Genomic DNA, 25,952 nt, shown 5'->3' with positions numbered 1-25,952 from the left:
CCCGGCGCGGGAGGGCGCCGGGCTCTTGGGGTGGGGGTCAGCCGACGGAGACGGGGACCGGGTAGATCTGGAAGAGGCTGACGAAGCGGGGGAACAGGGACGCGTCGCCGGTCAGGCTGACGTGACCGGCGGCGATGGCCTGCTCCGGCGTCATCTCACCGGTCATCAGCAACTTCAGCGTCGGGCCCAGCTCGACGACCAGGTCGGCGTCGGGAAGGGAACCCGCACCGGCATTGAGGACGCCGTCGACGACCTTCGCGTGGATGGTGACCTGGTCCAGGCGCAGCTCGAAGCTCACCGTGAGCCCGGCGGCGGCCTCGGCCTGGTAGGTCGAGCGCAGCGCCATGATCACCGAGTTCTCGGTGATGATGTCCTCCGGCCGCGGGTCGTCCAGGGACAGCGCGCCCCACCGGCTCAGCGCCAGGACGACGTCGTCGAGCGCGCGACCGTAGTCGGTCAGCTCGTAGGTCATGTCGCCGTCCTTCATGGACTCCTCGAGCACGCCGAAGTGCTCCATCTCGCGGAGCCGGGCGCAGAGCACGTCGATGGACAGCCGCGGGAAGCCCTCAGCCAGTTCGGTGAACGACTTCGGGCCGACCAGCAGATCCCGGATGATCAGCAGCGCCCAGCGCTCGCCGATCATCTCCACCGCCCGGGATAGGCCGCAGAACTGTCCGTAGGTCCGGCGGGTCATCGACTGCAGCTCGGAGATGATGCCCTCGAGCTGGCTGGACTCCATCGCCTCGATCACGGCCTCGTCCGGCGCGGGCACGGTGCCCGCGGCGGTCAGCCGAAACCGATCGCTGGCGATGGTCACGCCTTCCCGATCGACGACCAGTTTCCATTGGTTATCCGTCATGTGTCCGCATCCAATCTGCGTCGTCCCCGCAACCGATGACATTCCCGTCGCCGCAGGCGTAGTCGACGATGGGCTTACTCCGTAGGATTGTTTGTGCGGTGTACAGTTCCATCGTGCTGTCGCGCCGTCCGCGGCGCATCTTCCCCATTGCGCCTGCCGTTCCGGCGATAACAGCGGTGTCCAGCCGAAATCCGCCGCACTCATCCTCGGCGAGCAAGCCCGCGCCCATAGTTAAACGGTACTCGCGTGGGGACGCCAAAGGGCGTGAGCAATTACGGTGCGCGAGATGAAAAACGCATGCGCCCGGCATGCGTTTCTCACGAAAAGAACATCCGACGCTTAAGCCTGGTCGCGGAGCAACCGGATCAGCTGGGTCCGCGACCGGATCCCGAGCTTGCGGTAGAGCCGGGTCAGCGTCGCCTCCACCGTTTTCACGCTGACGAAGAGCCGGTCGGCGATCTCCCGGTTCGTGGCCCCCTCGACCACCAGCGCCGTGATCCGCGACTCGCCCGTCGTCAGCGGCAGCGCCGTGGGCGGCGCGGTGTCCGAACCGTCGAGGCGGGAGCGCATCTGCTCGGTCAGGTCGGTCCACGGCCGGGCGTGCGCACTCTGGAAGACCTCCGCGGCCACGTCCAGTGCCGCGCGGGCGGGGGCGAAGCGGCGACGGAGGCGTTCGACCTTGGCGCGGGTCAGGTAGGTCTTGCCGACTTCCAGCGGTTGGCTCAGCTCCGCGAACGCCGCTGTCGCGCGGTCGAGCAGGGCGATGGCGCCGTCGGAGTCGCCGCGGGCGACGAGCAGGTTGGCCTCGGCGCGGTCCAGGCGGGCACTCACACCGTCGGCGTGCGGCCTGCCGTCGATGGTGACGCGAGCCTGGGACAGGACGCGATCGGCGTCCTCCAGCTCGCCGGTGGCGACCAGGCCGATGACGAGGTCGCCGTGCCACCGCAGGATCGACGGGTTGCCCCCGGTCGGTTCGGATTCCGCGACCCGGCGCAAGGCGGCGACCGCCTGCGCGGGCTGGCCGGACCGCAGCAGGGCCTGCCCGAGCACATGCAGGTGCCGGCGGACGAACACGCCGTCGGACTCCTGCTCCGACGCCCGGATGCCGCGTTCGGCGAGGAACTGGGCGCGGGCGACGTTGCCGCCCGCGAGTTCGGCCTCCGCGCTGGCGTGCCAGCACGGGCCGGGGCTCATCCGGGCCTCGCCCGCGATCCGCAGCGCGCGGTCGGCGTAGTTCAGCGCGTCCTGGCAGCGGCCCAGGCCGACCGAGACCTCGGAGAGCGACCGGAGGACGTGCACGAGTTCCTCGGCCGCCCCGTGTTCGACCAAGGCGAGCATGTCGAGCAGATCGGAGCGGGCGTCGTCGAGGCGGTCGTCGAAGATCGCGAAGCGGGTGCCGATGTAGCGCGGCGAGAGGTGGGTCCAGCCGTCGACGTCGGGGGCGGGCAGCGCGAGTGCGGCGCCGAGGGCCGACCAGCTGTCGGGTCGGCCGACCACCCGGAACTGCAGGGCGATCGCGGCGGCGGCGAGGGCCTCGGTGTTGTGGTCGCCGACCTGCCGGGCCAGGTCGACCGCGCGCTCGGCGTCGGCGATCGCCTTGTCGGAGTCGGCGGCGACCATGGCCGCCCACGACTGCCACAGGAACAGCAGGGCCTGGGACGCGGCGTCGTCGCCCGCGTCGGCGATGGCGGCGGCGAACATCTCGCGCATGCCGCCGAGCCCCTGTCCGGCCAGGTGGATCACCGCCATGCGCACCCGGACCCGCTGCAACGGGCGGGCTTCGGCGGCCAGCAGGGCGCGGGCGGCGCGGTTGGCCTGCTCGGGCAGACCGGCGTTGGCCGCGGCTTCGGTGGCCGCGACCAGCCAGTCCAGCCGCTGGCTGGCCAGGTCTGCGGGCGCGCGGTCGGCGGCGAGGAGGTACAGCTCGGCGGCCAGGTCCCGGGAGCCGCGGCGGATCGCGGTCTCGGCCGCGACGACGAGCGAGCGGGCCACCTGGGCGTCCGGCGCGGCCGAGGCGAGCGCCAGGTGGCGGTCGCGCTGGTCGTCGAAGGTGACCGCGTCGGCCAGCAGCCGGTGCGCCTCGACCCGCTGCTCGGCGTCGGCGAGTTCGGCGACGATGGAGGCGGCCGCGGGCGGGGTGAAGCGAATGTTCTCCTCGTCGGTGACGACGAGACCGGCCTGCACGGCGTGGCGGATGTCGTGGCGGGCGTCGGCACGGCCCGCCCGCAATAGCAGGCGGATCGTCGGCCGGGTCGCCAGCGCGCACATCAGCAGGGTCTGCCGAACCCGGGGTGCCACCCCGGCCAGCCGTTCGTGCACCACCGCGGCCACCCCGGGCGGCAGCGGTGCGGGCGCGCGCAGACCGGTGCGCTCGGAGAACGCGCCCGCCAGGGTCAGCGCGAGATAGGGGTTGCCCTCGGAGTCGGCGTGGATGGCCACGGCGGTGCGGGCGGGCAGGCCGTAGGCGTCGAACAGTTCGGCGAGGTCGTCGGCGGTCAGCGGCGGAACCGGCAGCCGCAACAGCGGCCGCGGCGCGAGCAGCGCGGGCGGCACCGGCCGGGGGTCGGCGCCGTCGGCGTCCTCGGCGAGGTCGGTCGGCTCCTGGACCCGGCCCGCCACCACGACCCGCACCGCGCTGCCGGGCAGCCGCCGCGCGGCGTAGGCGAGGATGTCGGCCGAGGTGGCGTCGATCCACTGGACGTCGTCGAGCAGCACCAGGACGGGGGCGTCGGCGGCCAGGCCGAGTAGCAGCGAGTGCCACGCCATGCGCAGCGCGGGCGATCCCTGCGGGTCGATCCGCTCACCGCTCAGCACGCCTTCGACGGCGCGGCGCTGGGGATCTGGCAGGGCGGCCACGGCTGTGCCGGGAACTTGGGCGAGCAGGTCGGCCAGGGCGGTGCCCGGGATCCAGCGCTCGTTCTCCGCGCTGGTGGCCCGCAGGACCCGCCCCTGCGCCGCGGCGGCCACCTCGTCGAGCAGGGTGGTCTTGCCGATGCCGCTGGGGCCGGTGAGCAGCACCCCGCCGCCGTCGGCGAGATGGCCCCGAAGGCTCCCCAACACCCGTGCCCGACCGACGATGCGCGCCGCCCGGTCCGCGGACGGGCGCACATCCGCGCTGGGACCTACCTCGCCGTCCACAGCGAAAAGGATAGGACGCAACCGCTCGACACCGACGTGCGGGCATGCCGAGACGATCTCCACCCGGCCCTGGGCGGCCGTTCCGGTGTCCACGAAACCGGCGCTACGCGGCGCGATGCCTGCCTGCGGGCCGCAGAAATCCTTGCCCTGGGCCACCTTCGGCGGGCCTGCGGTCGTCGAACCGCGCGGTGTCGGCGTATTCTCCAGGCGTGCCAACAGCGTCACCCCGTCCGGGCGTCGGCGCGGCGGCGTCGCGGCGCACCAGGAGCAGCAGGCACAAAGCGAACACGAGCACGCCGTGCCCGACCACGCGTGCGGCGGGGACGGCGTCGGCGAACAGGTCGTGGACCGAATACCCCAGCAGCACCACGACGAAGCCCGCGAGCACCGGGATCAGCCCTGAAGCCGCGCGAGGCCGCAGCGCGGCCCAGGCGAGCCCGATCCCGAGCGCGAGCGTCCACGCGGTGCTCTCGTTGACCAGGTGCCCGGCGAACGGCCCGGCGTGACCGTGCCCGACGTGCGCCATGGCCGGGTCGACCCCGACGATCTGCGCGATGGCAAGGGTCGACTGGGCCACGGCGACCACCCCCAGCCCGACCCGCGGCCACACCCTGGTCGCGCTCGGCGCCGCGGCGAGGATGGCGTCGGTCAGGTCGGGCACCGCCACCGCCTCCCGCACGCGCAGCGCTCGGGTCAGCGCCACCACACCCGCCTGCCACTGCCCGCAGGCCCCGCACTCGGCGAGGTGCCGGTCGGTGGCCTCGGCGGGCGCTGGCTCAACTTCGCTGTCGAGCCGTGCGGACACGGCTTCGCGGCACGTCACACAGTCCACGTCACAGTTGGTCGCCCGTTCGGCCCTGGAAGTTCCCCCGACTTCCTCCGCTACGCTGCGCGGCGTGGGAGCACCAGAGGGCGACCAGAGCGACGGCCACGACGAACTGACGGTGTGCGCACTCGCCGCGGGCGCGGGTGACCGGCGTGCCCTGGAGAGATTCGTCCGCGCCACCCAGCGCGACGTCTGGAGATTCCTCGCCCACCGAACCCATATCGACCTGGCCGACGACCTGACGCAGGAAACCTACCTGCGCGCCCTCCCGAGCCTCCCCCGCTTCGCGGGCAGGTCGACCGCCCGCACCTGGCTCTTCTCCATAGCCCGCCGCGTCGCGGTGGACAACGTGCGCTCGGCAGTGACCCGCCCTCGTGTAGCGGCAATCGACGACTGGGCCACCTCAGCGGAAATCCGGCATGCGTCGACGCGTGCGGGAGTGGCGGGGTTCGAGGACATCGTGGAGATGAACCTGCTGTTGGCGGACCTGTCGGAAGACCGACGGGAGGCGCTGTTGCTCACCCAGGTGCTGGGCCTGTCCTATAGCGAGGTGGCGGAGATCTGCGGCTGTCCGGTAGGGACAGTGCGGTCACGCATCGCCCGCGCCCGTGAGGATTTGCTGCGCGCGGACGGAACCCGCCGGATGTCCTCAGGCTGAGTCCGAATCCCAGCGGCTGAGGTCCTCCCTGCGCAGCGCGGCGGAGAGCAGGTCGCCGAAGCGGTCCGGGGTGCAGGCGAAAGCAGGCACACCCAGCGCGGCGAAGGCGGCCGCGTTGTCGTGGTCGTACGACGGCGCACCCGAGTCGGCCAGGGCCAGCAGGGCCACCATCTGCACGCCGGACTCGACGATCATCCGGGCCCGGGTCAGCATCTCGTCGCGGTTGCCGCCCTCGTACAGGTCGCTCACCAACACCATCAAGGTGTCCTCGGGCTTGGTGATCAGGCCCTGGCTGTAGGCAAGCGCCCGGTTGATGTCGGTGCCGCCACCAAGCTGCGTCCCAAACAGAACATCCACCGGATCCTCAAGCAGATCCGACAGATCCACCACCGCCGTGTCGAACGCGATCAACCGAGTGCGCAGGGCGCGCATCGATGCCAGCACAGCGCCGAAAAGACTCGCGTACACAACGGATTCAGCCATCGACCCCGACTGATCGATCGCCAGGATCACGTCCCGCTGAACACTCTTGTCGCGCCGCCCATACCCCACCAGCCGCTCCGGCACGACCGTGCGCAGCTCAGGCGAGTAGTTGCGCAGGTTGGCGCGGACGGTCTTGCCCCAGTCGATATCCGCGTGCCGAGGGCGCGCACTGCGCGACGCCCGGTCAAGCGCCCCGCGCACCGCGGCGCGGGTGGGTTCACCCAGACGGCTTTCCAGGTCGTCCACCACCTTGCGCACGACGTCGCGCGCGGTCTCCTTGGTTCGTTCCGGCATCACCGAGTTGAGCGACAGCAGCGTCCCCACCAGGTGGACGTCCGGCTCGACCGCCGAGAGCAGCTCAGGTTCGAGCAGCAGCCGCTTGAGGCCCAGCCGGTCGACGGCGTCGCGTTGCATGACCTGCACGATGGAACTCGGGAAGTAGGCGCGGATATCGCCCAGCCACCGGGCGACCCGCGGCGCGGACGCGCCCAGCCCGGCCGAGCGCGGCGCTCCCGATTCCGGTTCGGGCTGGTACAGGGCGGCCAGCACACCGTCCATTTTGGAGTCTTCGGCGTCGAGGCCGACTCCGGTGCCGTCCTCGTCGCCGCCGAGGACCAGCCGCCAGCGCCGCAGGCGTTCGTCGTTCATCGCACCCCCAGCAGTGTCGCGAGCACCGGAACGGCGGCGGCCGCCCGCGTCTCGTCGATCTCCGCCACGACCACCGGCACACCCGAGCCGCGCCGGGCGGCGCGTTCGCCGATCGTGCGCCGCTCCGGGCCGGCGAACGCGCCGAAAGTGCGCCGCAGCAAGGGAAGGACCTGGGCGAACTGGTCGCAGGCGATGCCCGCGAGCCAGCGGTCGAGGACGTCGAGGAGGGTGTCGTCGTGGATCAGCAGCAGGGCGCCGCCCGCGAAGAAGCCCTCGATGTAGGCGGCGGCCGCGGCGGGCGCGACACCGGCGGTCAGTTCCCGGCCCAGGCGCAGCGCGACCTCGTCGGTGGCCACGCGGTCGGCGTCGTGCAGCAGCCGGGTGACCCGGCCCGCCAGCAGGGGCGGCGCGGAGTCTCGGGCGGCGACGGCCGCGAGCGCGTCGAGCCACTGCCCGGTCGCGGTCTCGCCGAGCAGCCCGGTGGCCTCGTGCACGCCGTCGACCAGTGCGCACAGCTCCTCGGCGGCTTGGTCGTCGAGGCCGTGCGCGGCGCGCGGCAGGCCCGCGCAGACCCTGGTCAGGATGCGTTCGCTGACCGCGGTCAGCGCGGCCGTGTCGGTGCCCCGGACGTCGCCGTAGCGCGCGGCCCGGGCCAGTGGCGGGAGCGCGCCCATGAGCGCGGCGGCGTCCGCGTCGGCGGCGGCCCGGGTGTCGAGGGCGGCGAGCGCTTCGGGCAGGGCGTCGGCGAGGTCGGCGAGCAGGCAGTCCTCGATCGCCCTGGTGATGTCCGGCAGCGAGGACTCGGCCGTGGTCCGGGATCGCACCACCGAGGTGGCGGCGGCGACCACCGACGTGCCGTGCACCCCGGCCGCGACGAGGTCGACCTCGAATGCGGGTTCCCAGGCCAGCGACCAGGTCTCGCGGAACGTGCCTTTGGAGCGGCGGGCGGAGATCGCCGGGACGCCCCAGTCGATGCCGAGGACCCGCAGCCGGTGCAGCAGCTTGGAGCGCTCGGCGCCGTTGGTGTCGCGCAGGTCCAGGTCGAGTTCACGCTCCTGCGGGTCGCGCTTGAGCCGCAGCCTGCGGGCCTGGGCGGTGAGGTCGGCCGCTACCGGCGCCTGCGGTGTGCCGTCGGGCACCTCCCCCAGCCGCTCCCCCACGACCAGCCGCCTGGTCACCAAGTCCAATTGGATTTCGTCACCGCCGCAGAGGACCGCGCGGGTGGCCTCGGTGACCTCGGAGAGTCCGGCGACGGCCCGACCGCGCAGCGCGGCGAGGGTGTCGGCCAGCCGGACCGCCTCAATGACGTGGGCGCTCGACACCGGCAGGTCTTCGGTGCGCAGCACCCGGGCCACGTCGGTCAGCCAGCGGGCGGTGATGTGGTCGGTCGCGGTGAACAGGTGGTGGTACCAGCCGGGCGAGGTGATGCCCGCGCCGTAGCCGCTGGTGGTGGCGAGCCTGCTGTGGGTCCACGGCACCCAGGTGCACGCGACCTTGCGCTTCGGAAGTCCTTTGAGGACCCTCTGGTCATGTGCGGCGGGCGGGAATGGCTGCCGCAGCGCCGGAACGTGCCAGGCGCCGCAGACGACGGCGATCCGTTCGTGACCGTCCTTTTGCGACTTCCGGATGACCTGGCGCATGTACGCCTCGCGCTGCCGCTCGCGCTCGTCGGTGTCCTGGTGCTCGTCCCGCAGCGCGCCCATCGCCTCGGCGATCACCTCGAACGGCGACTCACCGGGCCCACCGTGCCCGCCGTGCTCGATCATCTCGTCCCACCAGCGCTCGGCGTCGTCGTAGCCCGCCAGTTGGGCCAGCGTGCCGAGCGGGTCCTCCGTGCGGCCACGCCGTCTGGTGGGGTCGGCGGCGAACTGGTGGGCGGCGGGCAGGTCGCAGAAGCGCACCGGGACGCCCGCCTCGACCGCGTATCGGATCGCCTGCCATTCGGGGCTGAACACGGCGAACGGCCAGAACGCGGCGCGCGCCGCGTCGTCGGTGGCGTAGGCCAGCAGCGCGACCGGCGGCACCATCGTGTCCTCGGCGGCCCACGACACCAGGGCGTCGGCCTCCGGCGGGCCTTCGATGAGCACGAGGTCCGGCGCCAGGTCGGCGAGCGCGCGCACCACGGCCCGGGCGGAACCGGGGCCGTGGTGGCGGATGCCGAGAAGGGTGACCGCTTCGGTCATCCGTTCAGCTCCCGGCACGCCCGGTAGAAGTCCGACCAGCCGTCGCGTTCGCGCACGACCGTCTCCAGGTACTCCATCCACACGACCCGGTCGGCGGACGGGTCTTTCACCACCGCGCCAAGGATTCCGGCCGCGACATCGTGCGGGCGCAGCACCCCGTCGCCGAAGTGCGCGGCGAGCGCGACACCGCCGGTGAGCACGCTGATGGCTTCCGCGGTGGACAGGGTGCCCGACGGGGATTTCACCGCGATCCGTCCGTCCTCGGTGCGCCCGGCGCGCAGCTCACGGAACACGGTGACCACGCGGCGGATCTCGGCGAGACCGGCGCTGTCGGCGGGCAGCGCGAGCGAGGCACCGAGGTCGCTGACCCGGCGGGTGACGATCTCGACCTCGGCCTCGGCGGTGTCCGGCAGCGGGAGGACGACGGTGTTGAACCGCCTGCGCAGCGCGCTGGACAGCTCGTTGACGCCTTTGTCGCGGTTGTTGGCGGTGGCGATGACGTTGAAGCCCGGCCGGGCCTGCGCCTCGGATTCCAGCTCCGGGATCGGCAGGGTCTTCTCGGACAGGATGGTGATGAGGCTGTCCTGCACGTCGGCGGGGATGCGGGTCAGCTCCTCGACCCGGGCGAGCCTGCCCTCCCGCATCGCGCGCAGCACCGGGCTGGGCACCAGCGCCTGCTCGCTGGGCCCCTCGGCGATGAGCCGCGCGTAGTTCCAGCCGTAGCGGATGGCTTCCTCCGCGGTGCCCGCCGTGCCTTGGACCAGCAGCGTCGAGTCGCCGCTGATGGCCGCGGCGAGGTGTTCGGACACCCAGGTCTTCGCCGTTCCCGGCACGCCCAGCAGCAGGAGCGCGCGGTCGGTGGCGAGGGTGGCGATCGCGACCTCGATGAGCCGGCGCGGGCCGATGTACTTGGGGGTGATCTCGGTGCCGTCGGGCAGGGTCGTGCCCAGGAGGTAGTTCAGCACCGCCCACGGCGAGAGCCGCCACGACGGCGGCCGCTGCCGGTCGTCGTGCTCGGCCAGCGCGGCCAACTCGGCGGCGTGGGCCTGCTCGGCGTGCGGGCGCAGCACGGTCTCGGTCATCGGTCATCCCTCTCACAGCGGCAGATCAGGGTGTTCATCGCAATTCCTCCGCCATCTCGCGGCGGAACACCAGCGTCTCGGACAGGTGTCGACGCCAGGCGGGCGCGTCCGGGGGCAGCGGCTCGACGGCGACCCGGTGGCGCAGGCACGCGGCTGGGACCGTACGGGCGATCACCCCTGCCGCCCTGGCGACGGCCCGATGGTCGGTGTGGCCCGCCAACCAATCCAGGAGGGCGTTTCCCAGGTCGACGGGCCAGGGGGCGGGCAGCGCCACGACAAGTTCGGCGAGGTCGGCCGACTTGCGGGCGCCACCGAGCTCGGCCACCGTCCGGGCCCGCTCGGCGGCGGGCAGCACGCCCACCAGCGCGGCGGTCTCCGGCGTGGTGAGGTCGTCGGTGGTGAGCAGCGCTCGCGCCCAAACGACATCGCGCTGACGGGTGGCGGCGGCGGCCCACGCCTCAAGCAGGATGCCTGGATCGCAGCCCTGGACCGGCATCGACAGCAGATCGGCCGGGCTCCGGTCCCACACCGCGAGTGGGGCGGCGGCCACGATGTGCCGCAGCCAGGCCGTGCGCTGTCCACCCCGCGTGGGTGCGGCGGGGACGCCGTCGCGCGCCATGCCGTCGTCTCGGGCGGCCGGGAGACGGACGGTGATCGTCGACTCGGTCACCGTCACCAGGGCCCGCAGGCGCTCGGCCATCCGGGCGGCGAACGCCGACGCGGGCCTACCGGACAGGATGTCGGCGGCGAGCGCCCGGACGTCCTGGGCGCGGTCGTTCAAGGCTGCTTCGAGGAAGTCGTCACCGATCAGGTCCCGGACGGCGCGCAGGAATCGCACCCGATTCGCGGCGGGCTCGGCTGCCCAGTCGCGTGCCAGCGCTTCGCGCGCGGCGGCCGGATCGGCGGCGAACGTCGCGCGCAGCCAGCGGACCCGTTGGTCGGTGTCGCCGTAGCGCCACACGTCGGCGACGTCGCAACGGTGGTCGGCCAGGTAGCTCCACTCGGGATTGAGCGCACCCAGCCAGCCGCCGCGCCCCGCAGCGACCTCGGCGAACGGCGAGCGCAGGGCGTGCCGGGTCCGGGCCAGCTCGGCCAAGACCGGCAGTCGCTCGGGCGGCAGCCGCATGTCGGTGCGGCGCACCAGGTCCAGCCAGTCGCCGAGCAGGTCGGTGTGGTCCCCGGTGAGCATCCGGTCGAGCCGTCGCCTCGCCACGGCGGGGATGACCGGTCGGCTGTCCTGCGCCGCCTCCGCCGGTGGCCGTCCACCACTCTCCGGTACCCGACCCGCCCGACGGTAGCCGGCCATGAGCGCGGCGGCCGTCAACAACCGGGCCGCGGGCTCTTCGTCGTCGGGCACCAAGGCCCGCACGGGCTCCGGCAACCCTTCCGTGTGCACCACCCGCCGCCGCGTGCCCAACAGGGCGGCGGCCACCAGCTCATCCCACCCGGTCACAGCCGCACCGCCCGCTCCCCGTCCCAACAGGACAGTGGACGCAACCCGCTCACCGACAGCTCCGCCGCCACCGTCAGCGCTCGCCCACCCGAGACCGCCAGCAACGCCCACGGGTCGACCCCGGACCCCAGCGGCAGCGCCGATCCATCCACAGAGGACAGTCCCCACTCCTTGCCCAGCGACACCGGCGAGACGTCGCGCAGCACCACCGGCAGCCGGTCGAGCCACGGGTCGAGCGCCAGCCCGGCGGCGAACGCGGCCAGCGCGGCGTCCACGGTCCCGCCTGCGGGGACCGGGGCGGGCACAGCATCGTCGCGGTCGGCCACCAGCGCGCGCAGCGGGAGCGCGCCCGGATAGAACGCCAACGTGGCCGGGGCGAGGGTGCCCGACACCAGCGAGGTGTCGAGAATCCGTCCCGGACCGGCGAACGACAGCACCAGCGCCCACCGCCCGCTCGCCGAACCCCGCAGCCACGTCCGCCGCGACACCAACTGGTCGTTCTCCTGGTCGACATGGCCCGCGACCAGCCATTCGTCGCGGACCCGGTCGCCGGAGGCCAGGACGTCGGCGGTGTCCACGGTGAAGCCGAGCCGGGTGCGCACGGTCGCCGCGAGCGGCGCGGGCAGGTCGTCGATCCGGGTGTACGCCACCGCCAGAGTCCGCAGCAGCGCGAGGTCTTCGAGCAGCCGGGACGGCCAGTCCCGCCCGCGCCCGGGGAGCATCGCGGCCCGCCGCAGTCCCGACGCGAGGCCGGGGGCCTGGGCGTCGACCATGCGGGCGGCCACGGCGTAGAGCACGTCGGGGCTCTGGTCGAGCACCGCCAACCCGGTCGTCACCTGGTCCCCCAGCCAGCCGATCAGCTCCGCGGCACCGCCCGCGACCCGCGAGGCACGCTTCTCCGCGCGCCGCGCGGCCGCTTCCTCATCGCGCTCGCCGGACGGCTCGGCCCGCTTGGGCCGGGCCAGCCAGGTGTCGACCCACTCCGGCTCATCGGACTCCGGGACCGCGCCGTCGGCCCACAGCAACAGCAATCCCAGCGCGTGTTTGCATGGGAACTTCCGGCTCGGACATGAGCACTTGAACGCGGGCTCAGCCAGGTCGACGCCGACTTGGTACGGCGCCTTCCCGCTCCCCTGGCAGGCTCCCCACACCGCCTGCGCCGAGGACCCCAGCGACGGCCACTTCACCGGACTCGCCTGGCTCCGACCGGCCTTCGCGGAGGCGGCGTCGGGCGCGAGATCGAGCACCTGCTCAGCGGTCCATCGCACCCGCGCCCTCGTCTCTTTCCGCACCTGCCCCGTCGACCCGAGCATGCCGGCTGACACCGACACCGAAGGTGCCAGGTCAGTCCACGCAGTCCGGTGCGGTCGGCGTCACCCCGACCATGGCCGCCTGGACGAACGGCCGCACCGCCTCCGGCGAGACCTCGATCCCGTAGCCCTTCGTCGAGTTCACCACCTCCCCTACCGGAATCAACGCGACACGGACCCCGCCGCGCGTCTGGGCCAGGCTTTCGGCGAGCCCGAGCAGATCCGCGTCGGTGACCACATGATCGCGGACAGCGGCCAGCACCTCGGCCGCGTTGGCCGGAGTGACGCGGCCGATCAGCCCGGAGAGGAACACCTGCTGGCGCTTGATCCGGTCCAGGTCCCCGTTGGGCAGGCTGTGCCGCTGCCGCACGAACGCCAGCGCGGTCGAACCGGTCAGTGTCTGCCTGCCCTCCCGGAAATCGGCCTGGGCGAACGGGTCACGGGTCGCCGACCGCACACACACCTCGACGCCGCCCACCGCGTCCGCCGCCCGGCCGATCGCGGCCATGTCGATCACCAGATAGTCGTCGATCTCCATGCCGGTGAGTGCGCTGACAGCGGTCATCGTCAGCTCGGCGCCCGCCTTGTCCGCCTCGCCCTGGCTCGCTCCCGCCGACAAGGCGGCGTCCCGCCCCCGGATGAACGCCGAGTTCACCCTCCCCTGGCCGAACCCGGGGATGTCGACCAGGGTGTCGCGCGGCACGGAGATCGCTGTCGCCCGCTCCCCGGCCAGCCGAGTCAGCATGATCGTGTCCGCATGGCTCCACCCGTCCCGGCCGAGCACCAGGACCGTGCGGTCCTCGACGACGCCGGGAGCGGCGGGCGGCGCCTGGTCGCGGCGCACCATCTGCGGGATGACCACCGCGGACACCGCCGCGACCACCACCGCGACGGCCGCGAACACGAGCGCCATCGACCGCCTCGGCCGCTCACGCCGCAGCGCGCGGAGGACGTTCGCGCCGTCCACGGCACGGCCCGCCTGTTCCGTGACGGCTTCGCGGATCAGGGACTCGGTCTTGTCGTACGTCATGAGTGGACCTCCGTCACGGTCAGGTCGGCGGCGGCGCGCAGGGTGCCCAGCGCGCGCGAGATGTGGCTGCGGACGGTTCCCGCGGAGCAGCCGAGGACCTCGGCGATCTCGGCGTCGGTGCTGTCCTCGTAGTAGCGCAGGACGATCGCGGCCCGCTGTTTGCGGGGCAGGGTGGCGATCCGGATCCGCATGGCCTCACGCTCGGCGTGGCGCACGGCCGGGTCTCCCCCGGACGGCCCGATCGCCTCCAGCGTCGAGTGCGCCGAGGTGACCTCGCGCGCGGCCCGCTTGCGCCGCCACGAGAGGTACTCGTTGGTGACCATCCGCTTGACGTAGCGGTCGGGCGCGTCGAGCCTCCCGATGCGCCCCCATCGCGACTGCGCGCGGAGCAAGACTTCCTGCACGACGTCCTGCGCCAGATGCGGGTCGCAGGTCAACGCCGTGGCGTAGCGCAGCAGCCGGTCTATCCGTTCGGCCACGAACGCGTCGAAACTGTCCGGCACTCATCGCTCCTTTCCCTGGTCGACACCCCATCAACGCGGTGACGGCCGCGTTTTGTTGAGTGCTCCGGGAAAGAAACTCGTGACACCGGATCAGTAGGCCGACACTGGCGACCGATCCGGTGTGAACGACGTCGTATTACCGTATAACCGTATTGCCGTACCACCGCATCGTCGGCGGGGCGACGTCCCACTAGTCGGTCGGGCGCGGACAAAGTTCCCACACCACCCGATCGAGTGAAAAGCGGTGGCCCATCCCGGGCGCGGAGATGGGCCACCTGCTCGTCAGGAACCTAGAACTGCAGGCTCCACGCATCGATGTATCCGGTGTCGTAGCGGGCCACGTCCTGGACCTTGAGCTTCCACGTGCCGTTGGCGACCTCGGTCGACGCGTTCACCGTGTAGGTGGTGATCACGTTGTCGGCGGAGTCGTTGGAGCTGGCGCTTTTGAGCTGATACGCCGAGCCGTCCGGGGCCACCAGGTCGATGACCACGTCACCGCGCCAGGTGTGCTTGATGTCGACGTTGACCTTCAGCGTCGACGGGGCGTTGCCCGCCTGGCCGGTCACGGTGACGTCGCTGGTGATCGCGGCGCCCGCGTCCGGGATGTTGACGTTGTTGGTGTTCTCGAACTTGCTCCCGGTGGGCGGGGGCTCGGTGGTCCCGCCGGTCTGCTGGTTGATCCAGGTGAGGTTGGCCGCGATGCCGGTGTAGAGCGTCGTGGTCGCGCACTCGCCGTTGTTGTCGCCCGGGCCCTTGGTCTCGCCGACCAGGGTCCAGTTGCCGCGCGAGCCGACCAGGGCCGGGCCGCCGGAGTCGCCGTGGCAGGCCGAATGGGTACGGTCGCCGGAGATGCAGACATCGGTCGACTTGCCGCCGCCCGCGTAGCAGCGGCTCGACTCCAGCACCGTCAGGTCGATCTCCTGCAGGTAGGAGGGGTTGCTGCAGCTCGGCCAGCTGGTGCAGCCGAAGCCGATGAGCCGGGCGGGCGTGCCCGGCGCCGGGTTGGACGCCGCCATCTTGACCGGCGTCATGGTGGAGGGCTGCGACAGGTGCATCAGGGTCAGGTCGGTGCCGGTCTTGTCCACCCGGCGGTCGATGCTGCGGACCTCGCCGCCGGAGGAGCGGTAGACCGAGCCGATGCGGGCCGACGACGCGTTGCCGCAGTGGGTGGCGGTGACGATCCACTGCGGGGCGACCAGGCTGCCGCCGCAGCCGTTGCTCATCCCGGCGTGGAACGAATAGGTCTCGGTGGCGTTGCCGCCGCCGATGATCTGGATCTCCTGGGGTGGGTCGTCCGACGGCGGCGCGGCCAGCGCGGCCTCGCCGACGGTCACCGCCACTCCCAGTGCCAGCGCGGCGGCCGCGACGCGGCCCAGCCAACGGTGCTTCATGTGTTTGCCCTCTCGGATCACGCTGCAGGGTGGGCGGGACCAGGCAGGCGACCCCGCTTGTCACGCACGATGGCCCCGGCTGAGGGCCGCGCATCATCAGAGATGGGTATTCGCCGAATTGATGCCCCAGTCGCGCTGTGTGATCGACTTTCCCTCAGCGGCTTCGCGTTCTTGCCGGATGTGTTGTGGCACAAGCGATGCGTCCACCACCGCAAGTAGTCGAACGGGATTCACGATTCTCGCCGGAAACCCATCTGTGAACTGGTGATGCCCGCGTGCGGAAACCGGCCAGAAGCGCTCGATCGTGTGGTTGCGGGTTCGAGGCCTTGGCGAGGCCCGGCCGCTTTGGTTTCGTGGACAAGGTCGAGATCAACGCCGACCGTCGCCCCACTCCCCGAAACGGCAGGTACCACCCCATGCAGCCCTTCGAGCTGCCCGAGTTCTATCTGGTCCACCCCCCGCGGCTGAACCCGAACGTGGACCAGGCCCGGCGCAACAGCAAGGCCTGGGCGTACGCGATGGACATGATCGACGTGCCCCAGGCGGGCACCCCGATCTGGAGCGAAGCCGACCTCGACTCCCACGACTACGCCCTGCTGTGCGCCTACACGCATCCGGACGCGTCCGGTCCCGAGCTGGACCTGATCACCGAGTGGTACGTGTGGGTGTTCTACTTCGACGACCACTTCCTGGAGCTGTACAAGCGGTCCCGCGACATCGCGGGTGCACGGGCCTATCTCGACCGGCTGCGGCTGTTCATGCCGGTGCGCGGCGAGATCACCGAGACGCCGACCAACCCGGTCGAGGCCGGGCTCGCGGACCTGTGGGCGCGCACGGTCCCCGCGATGTCCACCGACTGGCGCGAGCGGTTCGCCGAGAGCACCAAGAACCTGCTCGACGAGTCGCTGTGGGAGCTGGCGAACATCAGCGCGGGCCGGGTGTCGAACCCGGTGGAGTACATCGAGATGCGCCGCAAGGTCGGTGGCGCCCCCTGGTCGGCGAACCTGGTCGAGCACGCCGTCGGCGCCGAGGTGCCCGCCGCCATCGCCGCGTCGCGGCCCATGCACGTCCTGCGCGACACGTTCTCCGACGCGGTGCACCTGCGCAACGACCTGTTCTCCTACGAGCGCGAGGTCCTCGACGAGGGCGAGCTCAGCAACGGCGTGCTGGTGTTCGAGAAGTTCCTCGGCTGCACCACCCAGGAGGCCGCCGAGGCGGTCAACGACCTGCTGACCTCGCGGCTGCACCAGTTCGAGCACACGACGTTCACCGAGCTGCCGCCGCTGTTCGACCAGCACGGCCTCGACCCGGTTCAGCGCGCCGGAGTGTTCGCCTACGTCAAGGGCTTGCAGGACTGGCAGTCCGGCGGCCACGAGTGGCACCTGCGGTCGAGCCGGTACATGAACGGCGGCGGCGCCGCGGAACCGGCGCTCGGCGGCCCGAAGGGGCTGGGCACGTCGGCGGCGCGGATCGTCACCTCCCTGGCGAACACCGCCGGGCAGCGGCTGCGCTCGTTCACCCACGCGCCGTTCGAACGGGTCGGCCCGCTGCCGGTGCCGGAGCTGTACATCCCGTACGCCAACACGCTGAGCCCACACCTGTCCGCCGCGCGGGAGAACCTCGTCGGCTGGTGCGAGCGGATGGGGATGCTCGACTCGGTCGTGTGGCACGAGCACACCCTGCGCGCCGCCGACCTGCCGCTGTGCGCGGCGGGCATCCACCCGGACGCCACCCCCGCCGAGCTCGACATCACCAGCGCCTGGCTGGCCTGGGGCACCTACGCCGACGACTACTACCCGCTCGTGTTCGGTCGCACCCTCGACCAGGCGGGGGCCCGGGCCGGCAACGACCGCCTGCACGCCCTGATGCCGGTCGACGGCGAACCCGCGCCGGTCCCGGTCAACGGGCTGGAGCACGGGCTCGCCGACCTGTGGGCGCGCACGGCGGGACCGATGAGCGTCGAGGCGCGGCGCACGTTCAAGGCCACCGTGGTCGACATGACGCGAAGCTGGCTGTGGGAGCTCGACAACCAGGCGCAGAACCGGATCCCGGACCCGGTCGACTACCTTGAGATGCGGCGCCAGACCTTCGGGTCGGACCTGACGATGAGCCTGTGCAGGCTGTCGCACGGCCGGACGGTGCCGCCGGAGATCTACCACTCGCGGCCGATCCGGGCGATGGAGAGCGCCGCCGCCGACTGGGCGTGCCTGGTCAACGACCTGTACTCCTACCAGAAGGAGATCCAGTTCGAGGGCGAGATCCACAATGGCGTGCTCGTGGTGCAGAACTTCTTCGACTGCGACCTCAAGCACGCTGCCGCCGTGGTGGTCGACCTGATGACCTCGCGGATGCGCCAGTTCGAGCGCGTCGTCGACATCGACCTCCCGACCCTGTTCGACGACTTCGGCCTCGACGCGACCGTGCGCGCCACCCTGACCGGGTACGCCGAGGAACTCAAGCACTGGATGGCCGGAATCCTGAACTGGCACGTGCACGTCGACCGGTACAAGGAGGCCTACTTGGACCAGACAGCTTTGGGTCATCCCCCCGCGGTCGCCCGGCATCTGGGGCCGACCGGTCTGGGCACCGCGAGCAGCCGGATCGTCCCGGGCCGGGGCGCGAAGGTCCCGCTGCCCACGGGCTAGGACACGTCCTGGTCGTGGACTTGCGGGACAGGACCTGGTCAGCCGAAGGGCCGACCCGGGCATCCGTCGAAAGGCTGACGCCCGGGTCGGCGTCGCCGGCTCGCGTCGACTCCGTTGTGCGACAACGGAGGGGGACTCATGGTCGGGGGACGCGTCGCGGCCCTGGATGTGCTGCGCGGAGTGGCGATCCTGGGCACGCTGGGCACGAACATCTGGATCTTCACCACACCCGGCGGCGCCGCCGGGTTCCTCAGCGGCGGCGGGTCGGGGTTCGCCGAGACGTTCCTCAGGTTCCTGAGCAACGGGAAGTTCCTGGCGCTGCTGTCCATCATGTTCGGCATCGGCCTGGCGATGCAGCATGCCTCGGCGCTGCGCCGGGGTGAGCGGTGGCCCGGCTGGTACCTGTGGCGCTCGGCGCTGCTGCTGTTCGAAGGGCTCATCCACTATGTGCTGATCTTCGAGTTCGACGTCCTGATGTTCTACGCGCTCGTGTCCGTCCTGGTCGCCTACCTGGTCGGCCGAAGCGAGCGGGTGATCCGCGGGTGGATGATCGGGCAGGCCGTCCTGCTGGTCACGATCGTCGGCCTGCTCACCTGGGCCTTGCTCGCGAGCAAAACCGGTGGTCCGTCGGGTGGGCCGCCCGCCGACACGTCGGGTTGGCTCGCCCAGGTCCAGACCCGGCTCGACTACGCCGGTCTCTACCGCGTCGAGGCGCTCTTCGCCATCCCGCTCAGCACCGTCCTGTTCCTCGCGGGCGTCCGCCTGCTTCGGGCGGGCGCGTTGGAGGACTCCGAGCGCGGCGGGCGGATCCAGCGCGGGCTGACGGCCTGGGGGCTCGGGCTTGGCATCCCGCTCAACGCGATCACCAGTTTCGCCGGGGCCGAGTGGTTCCTGGTGGACCGGTACCTGTGCGCGCCGATCGTCGCGTTCGGACTGCTCGGCCTGATCACCATGGTGGTCAACCGGATGCGCGCCGAGGCGGGCGTGCTGCGGCGCGGTCTCACCTCCGTCGGGCGGGCCGCCCTGACCTGCTACGTCGGGCAGAACGTGATCGCGTCGATCCTGTGCTACGACTGGGGTTTCGGCCTCAACGGCCACGGACCCGCGGTGACCGCCGCGCTGTGGTCAGCGATCTCGGTCCTGCTGATGGCCGGGGCGTCATGGTGGCTGCGCCGCCACGAGCGCGGGCCGCTGGAGGCGCTGTGGCAGTGGGCGTACCGCGCTCCCCAGCGCCTGCCCGCCCTGCGCTGACCCGCCGCTTGGTCCGGATCAACCACGCGACGCCGACATGGGGCACACCTGAATCGAAGGTAGAGGTAACACCCCGGCTCCCGGATGACTATCCGGAGCAACTTCGGACGTATTCGGACAGGTCGGGCGAAACGCCACCCGTTCGGGCAGCGACTCCCCCATATGAGGGAATTGCTTGTCGAACGCTTGGAGCGCGCATAGCGTCCATCGGCTGGATTCCCGCCTGACCTACCCGGAGGCGAAAATGCGTGACCCGCGCAGATCGCGAGCACGACGGACCGGCCTACTCGGCGCTGCCGTGCTTGTTGCCAGTGTGTTGACCACGGGCGTGTCGAGCGCCCACCCCGACCATCCCGGCGGCGGCCGGGAGGACTTCCCCGGCGAGGGCGTCGCCGACGGCATGTACAAGCAGCACGACGGCGACGAGGGCCACCTCCCGCCGGTCAACAACAACGTCACCCTGGTCGGCAAGGGCGAGGTAACCAACCCGGCCGGTACCGGCAACACCGGCCGCGTCGCCGACGTCACCGCCCACGGCGACTACGCCTACCTCACCGCGTTCCGCGAGCCGACGTGCGAGCAGGCCGGCGTGCACGTCATGGACATCTCCGACCCCGCCAACCCCACTGAGGTCCTCGACGCGTTCATCCCGACCACCGCGGGCTCCTACGCCGGTGAGGGCATCCAGGTCCACCGCGTCGCCAACGCGTTCTTCACCGGCGACCTGCTGGCCCACCAGAACGAGACCTGCCCGGGCCAGACCCCGGCGCCGCCGAACCGGGGCGGCATCTCGCTGTGGGACGTCACCGACCCGCGCGACCCGAAGCCGGTCGCCCTGCACGCCGGCGACTTCAGCAACCCGAGCGGCGCGACCGACCCGGCGCCGAACCAGACGCACAGCATGCGGATGTGGACCAACGAGTTCGACGGCAAGACCTACGTGGTCCTCGTGGACGACGAGGAACTCGCCGACGTCGACATCATGGACATGACCGACCCGTTCCACCCGGTGATGGTCAACGACCAGCTCGACCTGGTGCACCTGTTCGGCGTCGACCAGGCGACCCCGTCGAACCTGACCTCGCGGTTCAGCCACGACATGATGGTCACCAAGATCGGCCAGCGGTACGTGATGAACGTGAACTACTGGGACGGCGGCTACGTCCTGCTCGACGTCACCGACCCGCGCCCGGGCAAGGTCTCGCTCATCGCCGAGTCCGACTACGCCCTGCTCGACGAGGAGCGGCTGGCCCGAGGGCACTCGATCTCGCCGGAGGGCAACGCCCACCAGTCGGAACTGTCGCCGAACAACAAGTTCATGATCGGCACCGACGAGGACTTCAACCCGTTCCGGGTGACCGCGACGATCGACTCCGGTCCCTACGCGGGCCAGTCCTACATCGCGGTCCAGGCCAGTGACACCCCGCCGATCGATCAGGACACCACGATCAGCGGCCAGGTCACCTACGTCGGCGACGCGTGCGCCGCTCTCCCGGCGGGCACCGGAACCGCGCTTGCCGAACGCGGCACGTGCTCGTTCCAGATCAAGCTGAACAACATCACCGCCGCCGGTTACTCGGCGGGGATCGTGTTCCAGAACATGCGCGCGGACTGCTTGGCAGGCGTGACCATGCTGGCGAGCGGGACCATCCCGTACGTGTTCGTCAACCGGCTCAACGGCCTCAAGCTGCTGGGCGTGCCCGGCGTGACCGAGGCCAACGCCTGCACCACCGCGAGCCCCCTGCCTGGCCCAGGTGAATCCACCACGATCCAGGCCGTGTTCGACGGCTGGGGCTACGTCCGGCTCTTCTCGACGAACATCCCGCGCCAGGGCGGGCCGGGGTCGATCACCCAGATCGACACCTACGCCGTGCCGGAGTCGCAGGACCCGGCGTACGCGACCGGATTCGGTGACCTCTCGGTGCACGAGGTCGCGATGGACCCCGACAACAGCAACCTCGCCTACATCTCGTACTACGCCGCGGGATTCCGCGTGGTGAACTACGGGAAGAACGGCATCCAGGAGGTCGGCGCCTTCATCGACGAGGGCGGCAACAACTTCTGGGGCGTCGAGGTCTGGAAGGACGAGAACGGAGTGAAGTACATCCTCGGCAGCGACCGGGACTTCGGTCTCTACGTGTTCAAGTTCAACGGCTGAGTGAGTGACGCGGGCGGCGCCGGTCTCGGCGCCGCCCGCGCTCGCGTCAGTACTCGTCGCCGCCGGAGAAGATCTCCTCGATCTGGTCGGCGGTGCCCGCGAGCAGGCTCAGCGGCTCGGTGAACTCGTGCAGGTCCAGCGTGGCCAGCGGCAGCGCGTGGCGCAGCACCACGTGGTCGCCCATGATCGCCGCGCCGCACGCGATGGTCGTGTGGCCGACCTCGGTGAGCAGGGCCTTGAGGTCGAGCTTGTCGGCCAGGCCGACCGGCGAGGCGATCTGCACCCATTCGTGCTGCTTGTCGAGCACCTCGCGGGCCAGGAAGATCACCTGGGTGCGCTCGTCCTCGTCGTCGTAGTGCTCGAAGTTGAACAGGATGCGGATCTCGCCCTCATCCTCGGACAGCACGTCGTAGGTCTCGTTGACGTACGCCGCCAGATCGCCCCATGTCGCCATGGCGATCATCTTAGGGACGATTCAGACCCCGTAGGCGCGGAGTGTGGTCTGCTCCACGGTATTCCCGTCGGCGTCGGCGGCTTTCGCGCGCAATGAGACAAATCGGGCCGACCGCGGATGATCGACCGCCGCCACTCCTCCGGCGACCGGCACCGCCCGCCAGGTGCGTCCGTCGTCGTAGGACGCCTCGACGGTCAGCGAGGTGAGCGCCACCGGGTCGAGGCCCTTGTTCCACTGGACGGTCACCGGCACCTTCGCCGCGTCGGCGGCGGTGCGGTTGCCGTCGTCGAGGCCTTGCGGGGCCGCGCGCACGACCATCAGCGGGAGCGGCACCCCGCCCTTGCCCTTCCCCGGCGCGGCGTCCGGCGGGCGCACGGAGGTGAAGGTCCACGCGGTCGACACCGACGTCGAGTAACGGGACACACCCGAGCGGGTCGCCGTCGTCTCCAATCGGTAGGCCGCCTGCTCGGGCCGGACGTCGAACGATCCCTGGCCCGCGGTGTCGGTCTCGCCGACTTTGACGCCGTCCATGAACAGCGCGGTCGATCCACTGTCCATTTCAGACATACCGACCCGGTCGAGTCCGCCGTCGGCGTACATCGGGATCGACACCGACATCGTGTCGCGGGACCGGAACGCCTGGTCGACCCGGAAACTCGGGCCGAACACCGCGGCGTTCCACTCATCCACATAGGACTTCCCGGCTTCGTGGGCGACGGCGCCACCGGTCACGACCGTCTCGGTGCGCAGGGACTTGCGCACCTTGCGCCACTGCTGGAACTCCGCCGACCACGACAGGTCGTCGACGTTGTGGAACTCGGTGCGGGTGCGGGGCAGCTCGAACGGGATGCCGTAGCCGACGGCCGTGCCGTGGCGGGGTTCCTTCGCGACCCAGATCTTCGTTCCGCCGCGCCGGTCGGCCTGCTCCCGGTAGGTGGTGCGCACTTCGGCGAGGTCGGTGTCGACGACGTGCTTGGCGAACCCGGTCGGCAGTCGGCCGTAGTCGAACCACGCGAGGTGGTAGGCGACGGCGGCGCGAGTGACCTCGCCGAACCGGTCGGGGACGACCCAGGCGCCGCCGATGTCGGCGACGAACTCGGCGTCGGGCAGCGGTTCGCCGACCTGGCCGATGAAGATCCGCTCGAAGGTGTCGCCGAGCACCCCGGTGAACACCGCCCGTTCCCCGCTGACCCGGCCGTAGCCCGCGCCGACCGCCTTGGGCCGCACGTCGGCCCGGTCGAAGGTGACCGCGATCGGTTTCGCCGAGCGCGCGTCGAGCACGACGGTCGTGTCGGCGGTGACGTCGATGGTGGGGTGGACGACCTTGTTGGAGTTGACGGTCACGCCGTCCGGTCGCGGGGTGTTGATGACGGAATCGAGGTGGTAGCTGCCTTTGCGGACGCGGACGGTGCCGACGCCGTCGATGGTGGGGACGCCCCGGTAGCGCGAGGGATCGATGCCGAAGAGGAACGAGAAGTTGTTGTCGGACAGGGCGCCGGTGGTGTCGAGAGTCTTGATGGTCAGGTCGTAGCTCTCGGGTTCCCGGTCGATGGCGACGGGCGTGGTGACCCGGCCCGCCGCGCTCTCGGCCGTGACCCGGGCACTGAACGCGCCTTCCGCGGCGTCGCCCTTGGTGTCCGCGGTGAGCTGGACGGTGGCCTGGCCGCGGGCGGGGATCGTCAACTCGGTCGCGGACAGGCGGAACATGTCGGGCGCGGGTTCGCCGCCCGGGCCGGCGGTGGTGAGTGTCAGCCGGACGGTGACGGGCTGGTCGCCGGTGTTGGTGTAGGCGATCGGCTTGGTGACCGGGGCGTCGTCGTCGTGCGGCCAGGCCTGCCTGCCCATCGACACCGCCGCCGGTTCGGCGTAAAGGGTCTGCTTGACGCCGCGCGCGATGTCGACGCGGCCCGCGCCCTGCTCGTAGCTGCCGGCGTCGATGGGATGGGCCGAGGCCATCAGGGCGGCTTTGAGCTGCCGGCCGGTCCACTCGGGATGCCGCTGCGCCAGGATGGCCGCGGCCCCGGCGACGTGCGGCGTGGCCATGGAAGTGCCGCTGAGTTCCCGGTACTTCTCCTGCGGCTTCCCGTAGGAGTAGCGCGACCGGGCCGCCATGATGTTCACCCCGGGCGCCACGATGTCCGGTTTGAGCGCCGCGTCGTGGATGCGCGGCCCCCGCCCGGAGAAGCTCGCGAGCGCGTCGGCACCGTCCACCGCCCCGACCGCCAGCGCGGCGTCCGCGCCGGCCGGGGAGGACACCGTCTCAGCGCCGTAGGACCCGTCATTGCCCGCCGCGACGACGAACAGCGTCCCGTGCCGGGCGCTGAGCTGGTTCACCCCCACCTCAAGCGGATCATCCCCGCGCGCGTCCGGTCCGCCGAGGCTCAGGTTGACCACCTTGGCACCGGACTCGGCGGCCCACCGCATCCCGGCCAGGATCGCCGACTCCGGACACCCGCGCGGCCCACACACCTTGCCCACCAACAGCTTCGCGTCGGGCGCGACCCCGGTGTACTTGCGGTCGCCCCGCCCGGTACCGGCGATGGTGGAGGCGACGTGGGTCCCGTGCCCGTCCTCGTCGCGCAGGCTGCCGTCGGTGAAGTTCTTGGCCTCGATGACCCGGTCGCGCAGGTCGGCGTGGGTGGCGTCGACCCCGGTGTCGAGCACCGCGACCGTGACCCCCTTGCCGGTGAACCCGCCCTGCCAGGCTTCCGGCGCCCCGACCTGCGGAACGCTGGTGTCGAGACTGGGCTTGCGCATCCCGTCGAGCCACAGCTTGCCGGTGTCGCGGGACTGTTTGCGTTGGACCCAGAAGTCCCCGTCTTTGGCGGCGCTCAAAGATGTGAGGTTGTCGGCGATCAGCGGCAGCGCGGCGGCGTTCTTGTCGTCGTACCCGTCCCGGATCAACAGGGCGACGTCGAACAGCCGAAGGTCGAGCCGCCCCGCGTTGACGTCCGTCCAGGCGTCGGAGGGGACGACATGCAGCCGGGTCCCATCCCCGGTGGTCGCGAAATGCACATGCTCGCGACCTTCCGCGGGGTCGACGGCGGGCACCAGCCGCGCCCCCACCCGCCGGACCGTGACCCGGTCCCCGGTGATCAGCGTGACGGCGCCGAGGTACTCCCCGTCGACGGCGGGCTCGGCGGCCCCGGCGGGCACCGACACCCCCACCAACGCCGCCGCCACCGCGGCGGCCATGGCGGCGAACTTGGTGACCAGGCGCATCGCGACCTCCCGAGCGGACGTGTGCACCCAACCAAGTGCAGTCGCCGGCAACCGTCAACAGACGAATGGAGGAGTTCGTTACCAGATGCCAAAGGTCAAGGAAGCCGCCGATCGCTCAGCAACGACCGAACCCCGAGCCGCCGCCGAACCTCATTGCCCTCCAACGCGTCGACAATCGCCGCGACACCCACCCAGGCCGCCTCGACATCGCGGACCAGCTGCTGGGCGCCCATCGCCTGCCCGCCGGTGTCGATCCAGTCATCCACCAGCAGGACACGGTCGGCGGGCCGCACCAGTCTGCGCGGAAAACCCAGGGTCAACTGGCGATCGCGATAGTCAGGTGGCGTGTCGCGGCGAACCCAGGCGTCGCTGTGGGCCAGTGGCAAGTGATTCTTGCGCACCTCGACGAACCCGACCCCGAAAGCGACCGCCACCAGTGGCCCCAACAGACACCCACGGGACTCGATTCCCAACACCACAGTCGGCGGCTCATCCTCGAACAGACCCGCGATCAGCGGTCCGAGTTCACCAAGCAGGACCGGATCCCGCCACCACCCGGTGACGTCGGCGAACGAGTTGGCGTCGCCCCGATCACCCCGCCACACAAACGCCGCTCGAACACGTTCGATGGCGTCCCGCCTGTCCATACCGGGAACCC

The 25,952-nt window shown here is 71.3% G+C and carries 18 protein-coding genes; 4 read left to right on the top strand and 14 right to left on the bottom strand.

The annotated features are described in order from the left end of the window. Nucleotides 1–37 precede the first annotated feature (37 nt). The 3 genes from ACUZ2Y_RS02315 to ACUZ2Y_RS02305 all read right to left on the bottom strand — a co-directional run bounded on the left by ACUZ2Y_RS02315 (nt 38) and on the right by ACUZ2Y_RS02305 (nt 4,820). Nucleotides 38–859 (bottom strand): winged helix-turn-helix transcriptional regulator, encoded by an 822-nt coding sequence (locus tag ACUZ2Y_RS02315; RefSeq protein WP_476326430.1) that lies wholly within the window; start codon nt 857–859, stop codon nt 38–40. A 339-nt stretch (nt 860–1,198) separates the two neighbouring features. Beyond that, a complete protein-coding gene (locus ACUZ2Y_RS02310) occupies nt 1,199–4,213 on the bottom strand; it encodes a helix-turn-helix transcriptional regulator (RefSeq protein WP_476326428.1) in 3,015 nt (1,004 codons plus the stop codon). Beyond that, complete coding sequence (locus ACUZ2Y_RS02305) at nt 4,101–4,820, bottom strand: zf-HC2 domain-containing protein (RefSeq protein WP_476326426.1); 720 nt, start codon at nt 4,818–4,820, stop codon at nt 4,101–4,103. Before ACUZ2Y_RS02305 ends, ACUZ2Y_RS02310 begins: the two co-directional genes overlap by 113 nt. A gap of 73 nt (nt 4,821–4,893) precedes the next feature. Here ACUZ2Y_RS02305 and ACUZ2Y_RS02300 point away from each other — a divergent pair, with 73 nt between their 5' ends. Next, on the top strand, nt 4,894–5,481 hold the full coding sequence (locus ACUZ2Y_RS02300) for a sigma-70 family RNA polymerase sigma factor (protein ID WP_476326424.1): 588 nt from the start codon (nt 4,894–4,896) through the stop codon (nt 5,479–5,481). On the opposite strand, the gene ACUZ2Y_RS02295 is transcribed toward ACUZ2Y_RS02300, so the two are convergent. The 8 genes from ACUZ2Y_RS02295 to ACUZ2Y_RS02260 all read right to left on the bottom strand — a co-directional run bounded on the left by ACUZ2Y_RS02295 (nt 5,473) and on the right by ACUZ2Y_RS02260 (nt 15,564). Continuing rightward, nucleotides 5,473–6,612, bottom strand: coding sequence for a VWA domain-containing protein (locus tag ACUZ2Y_RS02295; RefSeq protein WP_476326422.1), 1,140 nt, complete (start codon nt 6,610–6,612; stop codon nt 5,473–5,475). The two genes, ACUZ2Y_RS02300 and ACUZ2Y_RS02295, sit on opposite strands and share 9 nt — an antisense overlap. Further along, entirely contained in the window at nt 6,609–8,795 is a 2,187-nt protein-coding gene (locus ACUZ2Y_RS02290) for a DUF5682 family protein (RefSeq protein WP_476326420.1), read from the bottom strand. The genes ACUZ2Y_RS02295 and ACUZ2Y_RS02290 overlap by 4 nt, the downstream gene beginning before the upstream one ends. Further along, on the bottom strand, nt 8,792–9,877 hold the full coding sequence (locus tag ACUZ2Y_RS02285) for an ATP-binding protein (protein WP_476326418.1): 1,086 nt from the start codon (nt 9,875–9,877) through the stop codon (nt 8,792–8,794). The genes ACUZ2Y_RS02290 and ACUZ2Y_RS02285 overlap by 4 nt, the downstream gene beginning before the upstream one ends. 34 nt (nt 9,878–9,911) lie before the next feature. After that, a complete protein-coding gene (locus ACUZ2Y_RS02280; protein WP_476326416.1) occupies nt 9,912–11,330 on the bottom strand; it encodes a DUF5691 domain-containing protein in 1,419 nt (472 codons plus the stop codon). Further along, a complete protein-coding gene (locus tag ACUZ2Y_RS02275) occupies nt 11,327–12,598 on the bottom strand; it encodes an SWIM zinc finger family protein (RefSeq protein ID WP_476326414.1) in 1,272 nt (423 codons plus the stop codon). The genes ACUZ2Y_RS02280 and ACUZ2Y_RS02275 overlap by 4 nt, the downstream gene beginning before the upstream one ends. 76 nt (nt 12,599–12,674) lie before the next feature. Next, nucleotides 12,675–13,670, bottom strand: a complete 996-nt coding sequence (locus ACUZ2Y_RS02270) for an LCP family protein (protein ID WP_476326412.1) — start codon at nt 13,668–13,670, stop codon at nt 12,675–12,677. Next, on the bottom strand, nt 13,667–14,173 hold the full coding sequence (locus ACUZ2Y_RS02265; protein WP_476326410.1) for a SigE family RNA polymerase sigma factor: 507 nt from the start codon (nt 14,171–14,173) through the stop codon (nt 13,667–13,669). Before ACUZ2Y_RS02265 ends, ACUZ2Y_RS02270 begins: the two co-directional genes overlap by 4 nt. Before the next feature lie 290 nt (nt 14,174–14,463). Next, complete coding sequence (locus tag ACUZ2Y_RS02260) at nt 14,464–15,564, bottom strand: trypsin-like serine protease (protein WP_476326408.1); 1,101 nt, start codon at nt 15,562–15,564, stop codon at nt 14,464–14,466. 416 nt (nt 15,565–15,980) lie between these two features. Here ACUZ2Y_RS02260 and ACUZ2Y_RS02255 point away from each other — a divergent pair, with 416 nt between their 5' ends. The 3 genes from ACUZ2Y_RS02255 to ACUZ2Y_RS02245 all read left to right on the top strand — a co-directional run bounded on the left by ACUZ2Y_RS02255 (nt 15,981) and on the right by ACUZ2Y_RS02245 (nt 21,618). After that, nucleotides 15,981–18,209, top strand: a complete 2,229-nt coding sequence (locus ACUZ2Y_RS02255; protein ID WP_476331522.1) for a terpene synthase family protein — start codon at nt 15,981–15,983, stop codon at nt 18,207–18,209. Between the two features lie 138 nt (nt 18,210–18,347). Further along, on the top strand, nt 18,348–19,460 hold the full coding sequence (locus tag ACUZ2Y_RS02250) for a DUF418 domain-containing protein (protein ID WP_476326406.1): 1,113 nt from the start codon (nt 18,348–18,350) through the stop codon (nt 19,458–19,460). A 298-nt stretch (nt 19,461–19,758) separates the two neighbouring features. Further along, a complete protein-coding gene (locus tag ACUZ2Y_RS02245; RefSeq protein ID WP_476326404.1) occupies nt 19,759–21,618 on the top strand; it encodes a PA domain-containing protein in 1,860 nt (619 codons plus the stop codon). Between the two features lie 46 nt (nt 21,619–21,664). On the opposite strand, the gene ACUZ2Y_RS02240 is transcribed toward ACUZ2Y_RS02245, so the two are convergent. The 3 genes from ACUZ2Y_RS02240 to ACUZ2Y_RS02230 all read right to left on the bottom strand — a co-directional run bounded on the left by ACUZ2Y_RS02240 (nt 21,665) and on the right by ACUZ2Y_RS02230 (nt 25,941). After that, nucleotides 21,665–22,072, bottom strand: a complete 408-nt coding sequence (locus tag ACUZ2Y_RS02240) for a type III secretion system chaperone family protein (protein WP_476326402.1) — start codon at nt 22,070–22,072, stop codon at nt 21,665–21,667. 21 nt (nt 22,073–22,093) lie between these two features. Continuing rightward, complete coding sequence (locus ACUZ2Y_RS02235) at nt 22,094–25,321, bottom strand: S8 family peptidase (RefSeq protein WP_476326400.1); 3,228 nt, start codon at nt 25,319–25,321, stop codon at nt 22,094–22,096. Nucleotides 25,322–25,389: 68 nt separating this feature from the next. Continuing rightward, complete coding sequence (locus tag ACUZ2Y_RS02230; RefSeq protein ID WP_476326398.1) at nt 25,390–25,941, bottom strand: phosphoribosyltransferase family protein; 552 nt, start codon at nt 25,939–25,941, stop codon at nt 25,390–25,392. Between the last annotated feature and the right edge of the window lie 11 nt (nt 25,942–25,952).

This window comes from Actinokineospora sp. UV203 (assembly GCF_056323665.1).
Note: the sequence above shows the minus strand (reverse complement) of the source record. Positions and strands in the feature narration are given on the sequence as shown.